Source organism: Streptomyces sp. NPDC107654, from assembly GCF_055639035.1.
The window spans coordinates 1-13,326 of record NZ_JBVKBI010000017.1 but is presented as its reverse complement, the minus strand read 5'-3'; the positions used below and the strand labels follow the sequence as shown (position 1 = coordinate 13,326).

Annotated in this window: 1 protein-coding gene; it reads left to right on the top strand. The window is 75.1% G+C overall.

The window, feature by feature from the left end:
- Positions 1-143: 143 nt before the first annotated feature.
- On the top strand, positions 144-13,326 hold a 13,183-nt coding region (locus tag ACZ7N4_RS26615), incomplete at its 3' end, for an SDR family NAD(P)-dependent oxidoreductase (RefSeq protein ID WP_471362282.1).

Here is a 13,326-nt window from a genome sequence, read left to right as displayed (position 1 = left end):
GGCGTCCGGGACGCCCGCAGGGGCGGACCCGGCCGAGGACGACGAGACCCTGATCGACGCCATGGACGTTGCCGATCTCGTGCAGCGTGCTCTGGGCAGGACGAGCTGACCCCATGACAGCGGACGCACCACGGAGGACGGATATGTCGGGCCCGGACGACCAGATCGTCAACGCGCTGCGCGCCTCCCTCAAGGAGAACGCGCGCCTGCAGCAGGAGAACACCAAGCTCGCGGCGGCCGTTGCCGAGCCCATCGCCATCGTCTCCATGGCCTGCCGGTACGCGGGGGGCATCCGCACCCCGGAGGACCTGTGGCAGGTGGTGACCGACGGCACCGACGTCTACACGGCGTTCCCGGAGGACCGCGGCTGGGACCTGGAGGGTCTCTACCACCCCGACCCGGACAACCCCGGCACCACCTACGTCCGCGAGGGCGCCTTCCTGCACGACGCCGGCGAGTTCGACGCCGCGTTCTTCGGCATCTCGCCGCGCGAGGCCCTCGCCATGGACCCGCAGCAGCGCCAGCTCCTCGAAGTGTCCTGGGAGACCCTGGAACGCGCCGGCATCGACCCGCACTCACTGCGCGGCAGCGACACGGGCGTCTTCGCCGGCATCGTCCACCAGGACTACGCCCCCGACCTCAGCGGCCACGAGGGTTTCCTCAGCCTGGAGCGCGCCCTCGGCACCTCGGGCGGTATCGCCTCCGGCCGCGTCGCCTACACCCTCGGCCTCGAAGGGCCCGCGGTCACAGTCGACACCATGTGCTCCTCGTCGCTGGTCGCCATCCACCTCGCCATGCAGGCGCTGCGCCGCGGCGAGTGCTCCATGGCGCTCGCCGGCGGCTCCACCGTGATGTCCACGCCCGGCGGCTTCGTCGGCTTCGCCCGCCAGCGCGGCCTCGCCCAGGACGGCCGCATCAAGTCCTACGCCGCCGCGGCCGACGGCTCCAGCTGGGCCGAGGGCGTCGGTGTCGTCCTCCTCGAAACGCTGTCCCAGGCCCGCGAGCGCGGCCACCGCGTCCTCGCCGTCATCCGCGGCTCCGCCGTCAACCAGGACGGTGCCTCCAACGGCCTCACCGCACCCAACGGCCCCTCCCAGCAGCGGGTCATCCGCAAGGCCCTGGCCGGCGCCGGACTGACCACCGCCGACGTCGACATGGTCGAGGGCCACGGCACCGGCACCGTCCTCGGCGACCCCATCGAGGCCCAGGCCATCCTCGCCACCTACGGCCAGGACCGCCCCGCCGGACAGCCGCTGCGGCTCGGCTCCGTCAAGTCCGTCATCGGCCACACCCAGGCCGCCTCCGGCGTCGCCGGCGTCATCAACATGGTGCAGGCGCTGCGCCACGGCACGATGCCGGCCACCCGGCACATCGACGCCCCCACCCCGCAGGTCGACTGGTCCTCCGGTGCCGTCGAGCTGCTCACCGAGGCCCGGCAGTGGCCCGACGGCGGGCGTCCGCGCCGCGCCGGCGTGTCCTCGTTCGGCGCCAGCGGCACCAACGCCCACCTGATCCTGGAACAGGCCCCCGAGGACGCCGGGGAACCCGAGGCACCCGACACCCCCTCCGAGCCGTACGACGGTGTGCTGCCGCTGGTCGTGTCCGCGGCCTCCGCCGCCTCCCTCACCGGCCAGGCCGGCCGCCTCGCCGCCTTCCTGGACACTGCCCCCGGCACCCCGCTCACGGACGTCGCCGGCACCCTCGCCACCCGGCGCGCCGTCCTCGGTGAACGCGCGGTCGTCGTCGCGGAGACCCACGACGAGGCCCTCGCCGCGCTCACCGCCCTCGCCCGCGACGAACAGGCACCCGGCACCGTCCGCGGCGCCGCCACCGCGGCCGGCGCCGGCAAGAGCGTCCTCGTCTTCCCCGGGCAGGGCACCCAGTGGATCGGCATGGGCCGCGAACTCCTCGACACCTCACCGGTGTTCGCAGCCCGCGTCGAGGAGTGCGCCCGGGCCCTGGAACGCTGGGTCGACTGGGACCTGAAGGCCGTCCTGCGCGGCGAGGCCGACACCGAGCTGCTGACCCGCGTGGACGTCGTCCAGCCCGCCTGCTTCGCCGTGGCCGTCGGCCTGGCGGCGGTGTGGGCGTCGGTGGGTGTCGTCCCGGACGCGGTGATCGGCCACTCGCAGGGCGAGATCGCCGCCGCCTGCGTGGCCGGCGCGCTCACGCTGGACGACGCCGCCCGCATCGTCGCCGTCCGCAGCCAGGTCATCCGGGGCCGGCTCGCCGGGCTCGGCGGCATGGCGTCCGTCGCGCTCACCGAGGACGACGTCACCGCCCGGCTGGAGCGCTGGGCCGGCCGGGTCGAGGTCGCCGCCGTCAACGGCCCGGCCTCGGTCGTGATCGCCGGCGACGCCGAGGCCCTCGACGAGGTCCTGGACACCCTGGAGGACCAGGGCGTGCGGGTGCGCCGCATCGCCGTGGACTACGCCTCCCACAGCCGCCATGTCCAGGCCGTCCAGGAAGCCCTCACCGAGGCCTTCGCGGACATCCGCGGCCAGGCGCCGACGATCCCCTTCCTGTCCACCGTGACCGGCGAATGGGTTCGCGAGGCCGGAGTCCTCGACGGCGGCTACTGGTACCGCAACCTGCGAGGCCAGGTCCGTTTCGGCCCGGCCGCCGAGACGCTCCTCACCGAGGGCCACACGCTGTTCGTGGAGTCCAGCGCCCACCCCGTCCTCGTCCAGCCCCTCACCGAGCTCGCCGACGCCGCCGCCGTCGACGCCGTCGTCACCGGCTCCCTGCGCCGCGACGACGGGGGCCTGCGCCGGCTGCTCACCTCCCTGGCCGAGGTCTTCACGGCCGGTGCCGCCGTCGACTGGCGGAACATCCTCCCCGAGGCCGCCCGCACCGCCCACGCCGACCTGCCGACGTACGCCTTCGACCACCGCCACTACTGGATCCAGCTCACCCCGAACGGCACCGACGCCGCCTCCCTCGGCGTCACCGGCAGCGACCACCCGCTGCTCGGCGCCGTCGTCCCGCTGCCCCAGACCGACGGACTGGTCTTCACCTCCCGGCTCTCGCTGCGCACCCACCCCTGGCTCGCCGACCACGCCATGCAGGGCGTCGTCATCGTCCCCGGCACCGTCTACGTCGACCTCGCCGTCCGCGCCGGCGACGAGTTCGGCTGCGGCACCCTCGAAGAACTCGTCATCGAGGCCCCCCTCGTCCTGCCCGCACAGGGCGCCGTCCGCGTCCAGGTCGCCGTCGGCGGCGCCACCCCGAACGGCTCCCGCACCGTCGACGTCTACTCGCTGCGCGAGGACACCACCGACGACGACGGCCACGGCGAGTGGACCCGGCACGCCACCGGCCTGCTGTCCGGCACGCCCGCGACGTTCACCACGCCCGCCGTCGACTACGCCGCCTGGCCGCCGCCCGGCGCCGAACCCGTCGCCATCGACGACTTCTACGCCGGCCTCGTCGCCCGCGGCTACTCCTACGGCCCCGCCTTCCAGGGCCTGCGCGGCGTGTGGCGGCGCGGCGACGAACTCTTCGCCGAGGCAGCCCTGCCGCAGGACCACCGGGAGAACGCCGACAGGTTCGCCATCCACCCGGCCCTCCTCGACGCCGCCCTGCACACCAACGCCTTCGCCAACCCCGACGACGACCGCAACGTCCTGCCGTTCGCCTGGAACGGACTCGTCCTGCACGCCGAGGGCGCCACCGCCCTGCGCGTCCGGGTCGCCCCCGCCGGTCCCGACGCCCTCTCCTTCCAGGCCGCCGACGAGACCGGCGCCCTCGTCCTCACCATGGACTCCCTGGTGTCCCTGCCGGTCTCCGCCGAACAGCTCGGCGCCGCCGCCGGCGCCGACCAGGACGCCCTGTTCGCCGTCGACTGGGTGCAGCTGCCCGCCGCCGAAGGCGACACCACCGCACCCACCTGGGTGCCCGTCACCGACGCCGACGGCGTCACCGCGCTCACCGCCCGCGAGACCGCTCCCGCCGCCGCGATCCTCGACGCCGACAGCGGCGGCGCCGACGCCCAGACCCTGACCACCCGGGTGCTGCGCGTCCTCCAGGCCTGGCTGGCCACACCCGGACTGGAAGCCGCCCGGCTCGTGGTGGCCACCCGGGGCGCGGTCGCCGCCGGCGGTGACGCCTCCGTCACCGACCCGGCCGGCGCCGCCGTCTGGGGCCTCGTCCGCGCCGCCCAGGCCGAGAACCCCGACCGGGTGATCCTCGCCGACCTCGACCCGGCCGCCGCCACCGGCGCAGGCCCCGTCCTCGGCCGGCTCCTCGCCACCGGGGAACCCCAGCTCGCCGTCCGCGGCACCACCCTGTCCGCGCCCCGCCTGGTCCGCCCCGAGCCCGCCGGCACGGAGCCCACCGGCTCGGAGCCCACCGGCTCGGAGCCCACCGGTACCGATGAGCCCGCCCCCGAGCCCCCCGCCGCGTTCGACCCCGACGGCACCGTCCTGATCACCGGCGGCACCGGCTCGCTCGGCGCGCTCGTCGCCCGCCACCTGGTCGAACGACACGACGTACGGCACCTGCTGCTGGCCGGCCGACGCGGCCCCGACGCCGACGGCGCCGCCGAACTCACCGCCGAACTCACCGGCCTCGGCGCGGCCGTCACGCTCGTCGCCTGCGACGTCTCCGACCGGGACGCGGTCGCCGCCCTGCTGCGCGGCATACCCGCCGAGCACCCGCTGACCGGCCTGGTGCACCTCGCCGGCGTCCTCGACGACGGCGTCATCGGCGCCCTCACCGAGGAACGGATCGCCGGGGTCTTCACCCCCAAGGCCACCGCCGTACGGCACCTGGACGAGCTGACCCGCGAACTCGCCCCCGTGCTGCGCTCGTTCGTGGCGTTCTCCTCCGCCGCCGCCCTGCTGGGCTCCGCCGGCCAGGGCAACTACGCGGCCGCCAACGCCTACCTGGACGCCCTGATGGCCCACCGCCGCGCGGCCGGCCTGCCCGGCGTCTCCCTCGCCTGGGGCCTGTGGGAGCAGAACACCGGCCTCACCGCCCACCTCAGCGAGACCGACCAGGCCCGCATGAGCCGCGGCGGTGTCCTCGCCCTCACCCCCGACGAGGGCCTCGCCCTCCTCGACACCGGCCTGCACAGCGACCGCGCCCTGCTCGTCCCCATCAAGCTGGACCTGCGCGCCCTGCGCTCCGACGCCGCGTCCGGTGCCGCCGTGCCGCACCTGCTGCGCGGCCTGGTCCGGGCCGGCCGGCGCTCCGCCCGGGCCGCGGCCGGCGACGGCAGCGGCCTGCTGCGCCGCCTCGCCGGACTGCCCGAGGCCGAACAGGAAGCCGTCCTGCTGGGCGTCATCCAGGCCGAGGCCACCGCCGTCCTCGGCTTCAGCGGACCCGAACTCGCCCAGGGCACCCGGGGTTTCGGCGACATCGGCTTCGACTCGCTCACGGCGATCGAACTGCGCAACCGGCTCTCCGCCGCCACCGGCGTCAAGCTGCCGGCCACGCTCATCTTCGACTACCCGACCCCCGTGGCCCTCGCCCGCCACCTGCGCGAGGAGCTCGGCGAGAGCGCCGCCGGCGCCGCCGCCCCCACCGTGGTCGCCACCGACCCGGACGAGCCCGTCGCCATCGTCGGCATGGCCTGCCGGCTGCCCGGCGGCGTCACCGACCCGGCCGGCCTGTGGCGGCTCGTCCTCGAACGCCGCGACGGCATCACGGAGTTCCCCGACGACCGAGGCTGGAACCTGGACGAGCTGTTCGACGCCGACCCCGACAAGGCCGGCACCTCCTACGTCCACAAGAGCGGATTCCTGCACGGCGCCGCCGAGTTCGACGCCGAGTTCTTCGGCATCTCCCCCCGCGAGGCCCTGGCCATGGACCCGCAGCAGCGGCTGCTGCTGGAGGCCACCTGGGAGGCCCTGGAGAACACCGGCATCGACCCCAGCTCGACCCGCGGCGCGAACATCGGTGTCTTCTCCGGCGTCTCCATCCACGACTACCTGGAATCCCTCAGCAACATGCCCCCCGAGCTGGAGGGCTACGTCACCACCGCCACCGCCGGCAGCGTGGCCTCCGGCCGGGTGTCGTACGTCTTCGGTTTCGAGGGCCCCGCGGTCACCGTGGACACCGCCTGCTCCTCGTCCCTGGTCGCCATGCACCTGGCCGCCCAGGCCCTGCGGCAGGGTGAATGCTCCCTCGCGCTGGCCGGCGGTGTCGCCGTGATGGGCTCGCCCATCGGCGTGCTCGGCATGTCCCGCCAGCGCGGCCTCGCCGCCGACGGCCGGGTCAAGGCCTTCTCCGACGGCGCCGACGGCACCATCCTCTCCGAGGGCGTCGGCATCGTCGTGCTGGAACGCCTGTCCGAGGCGCGCCGCAACGGCCACCAGGTGCTGGCGGTGCTCCGTGGCTCGGCCGTCAACCAGGACGGCGCCTCCAACGGCCTGACCGCCCCCAACGGCCCCTCGCAGCAGCGGGTGATCCGCCGGGCGCTGTCGGCGGCCGGGCTCGCCCCGACAGACGTCGACGCGGTGGAGGCCCACGGCACCGGCACCGCGCTCGGCGACCCCATCGAGGCCCAGGCGCTCCTCGCCACCTACGGCCGTAACCGTGAACTGCCCTTGTGGTTGGGCTCGTTGAAGTCCAACATCGGCCACACGCAGGCCGCCGCCGGTGTCGCCGGTGTCATCAAGATGGTCGAGGCCCTGCGCCACGGCGTCCTCCCGCCCACCCTGAACGTCACCGAGCCGACCCCGCAGGTCGACTGGTCGTCCGGCTCCGTCGAGCTGCTGACCGAGGAACGGCAATGGCCGCACACCGGCCGTCCGCGCCGGGCCGGTGTCTCCTCCTTCGGCATCAGCGGCACGAACGCGCACGTGATCCTGGAGCAGGCCCCCGAGGAAGGGGCCGTTGTCACCGGGGAGCCGCACGAGGGTGTGGTTCCGCTGGTCGTCTCGGCGGCGTCGGAGGGTTCGCTGTCCGGTCAGGCGGAGCGGCTGGCCGCGTTCGTCGGTGACACGGACGCCTCGCCGACGGAGGTCGCGGGTGCTCTGGTGCGGCGGCGGGCGGTGCTGTCGGAGCGGGCCGTGGTGGTCGCCGGGTCGCGGGAGGAGGCGGTGGCCGGGCTTGCCGCGCTGGCGGGCGGCGAGAGCAGTCCCGTCGTGGTGCGGGGTGGTGCGGGAACGCCCGGCAGGACCGTGCTCGTCTTCCCCGGGCAGGGGTCGCAGTGGCTGGGGATGGGCCGGGAGTTGTTGGAGTCCTCGCCGGTGTTCGCGGAGCGGGTCGGGGAGTGCGCCCGGGCCTTGGAGCCGTGGGTGGACTGGGACCTGACGGCCGTCCTGCGCGGTGATGTCGATCTGCTGGACCGGGTGGACGTCGTGCAGCCGGCGAGTTTCGCGGTGATGGTCGCTCTGGCGGCGGTGTGGGCGTCGGTGGGTGTCGTGCCGGACGCGGTGGTCGGTCACTCCCAGGGCGAGATCGCCGCCGCCTGCGTGGCCGGGGCGTTGTCGCTGGAGGATGCGGCGCGGATCGTGGCCGTACGCAGCCGGGTGATCGCCGGTGAACTCGCGGGCCGGGGCGGTATGGCGTCGGTGGCGCTGCCCGAGGACGAGACAGCCGCGCGGATTGCCGCCTGGAGCGGGCGGGTTGAGGTTGCGGCGGTCAACAGCCCCACGTCCGTGGTGATCGCCGGTGACGCCGAGGCGTTGGATGAGGCGCTGGCCGCGTTGGAGGCCGACGGTGTCCGGGTCCGGCGGGTCGCGGTGGACTACGCCTCCCACACCCGTCATGTCGAGGCGATCGAAAGGTCGTTGGCGGAGGCGTTCGCCGACATCCACGGCCAGGCGCCGCTGGTGCCGCTCTTCTCCACGGTCACCGGTGAGTGGGTACGCGAGGCGGGCGTCCTCGACGGCGGCTACTGGTACCGCAACCTGCGCAACCAGGTCCGATTCGGCCCGGCCGTCGAGGCGCTCCTCGCCGAGGGGCACACGGTGTTCGTCGAGTCCAGCGCCCACCCCGTCCTCGTCCAGCCGGTCAACGAGATCGTCGACGCGACCCGCGCGGACGCGGTGGCCACCGGCTCCCTGCGCCGCGAAGAGGGCGGTCTGCGGCGGCTGTTGACGTCGATGGCCGAGGTGTTCGTCCAGGGCGTCGCCGTCGACTGGACCGGTGTGCTGCCCGAGGGCGCCGGCGACGTCCCCCTGCCGCTGCCGACGTACGCCTTCGACCACCGGCACTACTGGCTGAAGACGGCCCCGGCCACGGACGCCGCCTCGCTCGGCCAGTCCGCCGCCGACCACCCCCTGCTCGGCGCGGTGGTCCCGCTGCCCCAGTCGGACGGGCTGGTCCTCACCTCCCGGCTGTCCCTGCGCACGCACCCCTGGCTGGCCGATCACGTCGTCGGCGGCGCGACCGTCGTCCCGGCCACCGGCCTGGTCGAACTCGCCCTGCGCGCCGGCGACGAGGCCGGCGCCGCCACGCTGGACGAACTGACCGTCGAGACACCGCTCGTGCTCCCCGAGGAGGGCGCCCTGCGCGTCCAGGTCGCCGTCGGCGGCCCCGACGACACCGGTGCCCGCACCGTCGACATCTACGCCTCCGGCGAGGACACCGAGCCCGCCGCGTGGACCCGGCACGCCACCGGACGGCTGACCCCCGCCCCGCTCACCCCTCCCGAGGCGAGCGCCGACCTGAGGCTGTGGCCGCCCACCGGCGCCCGCCCGGCCGACGCCGACGAGCTGTACGACGACCTGCGCCGCCTCGGCCACCCCTTCGGCCCCGCCTTCCGGGGCGTACGGACGCTGTGGCGGCGCGGTGACGAGGTCTTCGCCGAGGTCGCCCTGCCGGAGGAGCAGCGGGCCGGCGCCGAGCGGTTCGGTATCCACCCGGCACTGCTCGACGCCGCCGTGCAGTCCGGGCTGCGGCACGCGGCGACGGCCGACCCGGACGGCGCCGGACAGCGGCTGTGGCAGCCCGCCGCATGGCAGGGGGTCACGCTGCACGCCACCGGCGCGACCACACTCCGGGTACGGCTCGCCCCGTCCGGATCGGGCCGGCTCGCGCTGGAGGCCGCCGACGAGGCCGGCGGCACCGTGGTGACCCTCGACGCCCTGGGCTTCCTGCCGGTCTCCGCCGACCAGCTGACGACGGCCACCGGTGACGGCGGCCACTCCCTGTTCCGCGTCGAGTGGACGGAACTGCCCGCCGGCTCGGCCGGGACGCAGGTGCCGCAGTGGGTGCCGCTGTTCCACGCGGACGAGGTCGAGATCCTCGCCGGTGCGGCGACCGGCCCCCTCGTCGCCGTGGTCGAGGCCGTGGCCCCCGACGGCACCGCCGACGCAGCCCTGTCCCGGACCGACCGGATGCTGGCCGTGCTCCAGGCCTGGTTCGCCGCGCCCACCCTGGCGGAGTCCCGGCTGGTCGTCCTCACCCGGGGCGCCGTGCCCGCGGGCGGCGACGCGGACGTGACCGACCCGGCCGGCGCGGCCGTCTGGGGCCTGGTGCGGGCGGCCCAGGCGGAGAACCCCGGCCGGATCGTCCTGATCGACACCGACACCGACCTGGACATCGCCTACGGCACCGCCGTGGAACCGCTGCTCGCCTCGGTCCTCGCCTCCGGCGAGCCGCAGGTGGCGGTGCGCGGCGCGGAGCTGTCGGTACCGCGTCTGGTGCGGGCGGCCGGGAGCGAACCGACGGTGGCGTTCCGTCCCGACGGCACCGTGCTCGTCACCGGCGGCACCGGCTCGCTGGGCGCGCTGGTGGCCCGGCACCTGGTCGAGCGGCACGGGGTACGGCACCTGGTGCTGGCGAGCCGGCGCGGCGCGCACGCCGAGGGCGCCGCCGAGCTGGCGGACGAGCTGGCCGGGCTGGGCGCCGAGTCGGTGTCCCTGGTCGCCGCGGACGTCTCCGACCGTACGGCGGTGGCCGACCTGCTGGACTCGATCCCGGCCGAGCACCCCCTGACCGGTGTGGTCCACACGGCCGGTGTCCTGGACGACGGCGTGATCAGCGCCCTCACCCCCGAACGGATGGCGGACGTCTTCGCTCCGAAGGCGCACGCCGCCGCCCACCTCGACGAGCTGACCCGCGGCCTGGACCTGGCCGTCTTCGCCGTCTACTCCTCCGGCGCCGGCCTGTTCGGCTCGGCCGGCCAGGGCAACTACGCCGCCGCCAACGCCTATCTCGACGGCCTGATGGCCCGCCGCCGCGCCGCCGGACTGCCGGCCGTGTCGCTGGCCTGGGGCCTGTGGGAGCAGAGCACCGGCCTGACGGCCCACCTCAGCGCCGCCGACCAGGCCCGCATGGGCCGGGGCGGCGTGCGCGCCCTCACCCCCGAGGAGGGCCTGGCCCTCTTCGACACGGCGCTCGGCGCCGAACAGGCCCTCGTCGTCCCCATCAAGCTCGACCTGCGCGCCGCCCGCGCCGACGCGGCCTCCGGCGGCACGGTCCAGCCCCTGATGCGCGGTCTGATCCGGGTCACCCGGCAGGCCGCCCGGACGACCGCGGCGGACCGCAGCGGCGGCGGCCTCGCCGACCGGCTCGCCGGACTCTCCCCGCAGGAACAGGAGGCGCTGCTCCTCGACGTCGTCCGCGGCCAGGTCGCCACCGTCCTCGGTCACGCAGGCGCCGACCAGGTCAGGGCCGAGAAGGCGTTCAAGGACGCCGGGTTCGACTCCCTCACCTCGGTCGAACTGCGCAACCGCATCCGCGAGGCCACCGGGCTCAGCCTGCCGACGACCGTCGTCTTCGACTATCCGACCCCGCTCGCCCTCGCCCGCCACCTGCACAGCCACTTCGGCCAGGTCACCGCCGTCCCGGCCGTCCCGGCACCGGCCGCCGTCCCGGCCGACCCGGACGAGCCGATCGCGATCGTCGGCATGGCCTGCCGGCTGCCCGGCGGTGTCACCGGCCCGGAGGAGCTCTGGGACCTGGTGGCCCAGGGCCGGGACGCCATGTCCGGCTTCCCGTCCGACCGCGGCTGGGACCTGGAAGGCCTGTTCGACTCCGACCCCGGTCGCGTCGGGACGTCGTACGTCGACCAGGGCGGTTTCCTCTACGACGCGGGCCTGTTCGACGCGGGCTTCTTCGGCATCTCGCCGCGCGAGGCCCTCGCCATGGACCCGCAGCAGCGGCTCCTCCTCGAAACGTCCTGGGAGGCGCTGGAGCGGGCCGGCATCGACCCCCTGTCGCTGAAGGGAACGGACGTAGGCGTCTTCTCCGGCGTGATGACCCAGGGCTACGGCTTCGGTGGCGAACTCCCGCCGGAACTCGCCGGGTTCACCGCCACCGGCTCCGCGGGCAGCGTGGCCTCCGGCCGGGTGTCGTACGTCTTCGGCCTGGAAGGTCCCGCGGTCACCGTGGACACGGCCTGCTCCTCCTCCCTGGTCGCCATCCACCTCGCCGCGCAGGCGCTGCGGGGCGGCGAGTGCTCGATGGCCCTGGCCGGGGGCGCGACCGTGCTCGCCAACCCGTACACCTTCGTGGAGTTCTCCCGCCAGCAGGCACTCTCGCCCGACGGCCGCTGCAAGGCCTTCTCCTCGTCCGCCGACGGCACCGGCTGGGCCGAGGGCGCGGGCGTCATCGTCCTGGAACGCCTCTCCGAGGCCCGCCGCAAGGGCCACCGGGTCCTCGCCGTCCTGCGCGGCTCGGCCGTCAACCAGGACGGCGCGTCCAACGGCCTGACCGCACCCAACGGCCCCTCCCAGCAGCGGGTGATCCGCAAGGCGCTGGCCGGCGCCGGGCTGACGACGGCGGACGTGGACGCGGTGGAGGCACACGGCACGGGCACCGTCCTCGGCGACCCGATCGAGGCGCAGGCCCTGCTCGCCACCTACGGCCAGGACCGCGAGGAACCGCTCTGGATCGGCTCGGTGAAGTCCAACATCGGGCACGCCCAGGCCGCCGCCGGTGTCGCCGGTGTCATCAAGACCGTCGAGGCACTGCGGCACGCGGTCCTGCCGCCCACCCTCCACGTCGACCGGCCGTCGACCGAAGTGGACTGGACGGCGGGCGCGGTGGAGGTCCTCACCGAGGCCCGCGCCTGGCCCGAGACCGGCCGCCCGCGCCGCGCCGGCGTCTCCGCCTTCGGCGTCAGCGGCACCAACGCCCACGTCATCCTCGAACAGGCCCCCGAGGAACCGGCCCCCACGGCCCCGGTGGCTGCGGCCCCGGCGGCCCCCGCCGACGGCGTGCTGCCGCTGGTGGTCACCGCGCGGAGCACCGGCGCCCTCACCGGACAGGCCGCACGACTCGCCGAGTTCGTCCAGGCGACCGACGCCTCCCCGGCGGCCGTCGCCGGAGCGCTCGTCACCCGGCGGGCGGTGCTGTCCGAACGCGCCGTGGTCGTCGCCGCCACCCGCGAGGAGGCGGTGTCCGGGCTGGCGGCGCTGGCCGCGGGCGCGTCCTCACCGCTCGTCGTCACCGGCTCGGAGAGCACCGGCGGCACGGTGTTCGTCTTCCCCGGCCAGGGCTCGCAGCGCCTCGGCATGGGCCGCGAGCTGTACGACCGGTACCCGGTCTTCGCCCGCGCCTTCGACGAGGCCTGCGCCGCGCTGGACGCCCAGCTCGCCGGCTGGGCGGACCACTCCGTCAAGGACGTGGTCTTCGGCGACGTCGGCAACGCGGGCGGTGGCCTGCTGGACCAGACGGTGTTCACGCAGGCCGGGTTGTTCGCGGTGGAGTCGGCGCTGTTCCGGCTGGTGGAGTCGTGGGGCGTACGACCGGACGTGCTGGCCGGGCACTCCATCGGTGAGGTCGTGGCCGCTCACGTAGCCGGGGTGCTGTCGCTGGAGGACGCCGCGGCGTTGGTCGCGGCGCGCGGCCGGCTGATGCAGGCCCTTCCGCCGGGCGGCGCGATGGTCGCGGTCGCCGCCACCGAGGCGGAGATCGAGGACCACCTCGGCGCGGGCGTCGACCTCGCCGCCGTCAACGCACCCGGCTCGGTGGTCCTCTCCGGGGACGAGGGAGCCGTCACGGCCGTGGCGGAGAAGCTGCGCGAGCAGGGCCGTCGGGTGAAGCGGCTGACCGTCTCGCACGCGTTCCATTCGGCGCTGATGGAGCCGATGCTGTCGGACTTCGCCGCGGCCTTGTCGGGGCTGTCCTGGAACGAGCCGACGATCCCGGTGGTGTCGAACGTGACGGGCCGGCTCGCCGAGCCGGGGCAGTTGAGCGACCCGGCGTACTGGGTGGACCACGTTCGCCGTCCCGTCCGTTTCGCGAAGGGGATCAGCGCGTCTGGTGGCGCGGTGTTCCTGGAACTCGGTCCCGGCGGCGCCTTGACCGGTGCCATCGCGGAGTCGGCGGTGGAGGACGCCGTGAGCGTGCCGGCACTGCGCGACGAGCGCGGTGAGGCGGAGACGCTGCTGCTGTCCGTGGCGGAGCTGTTCGTGCGCGGTGCCA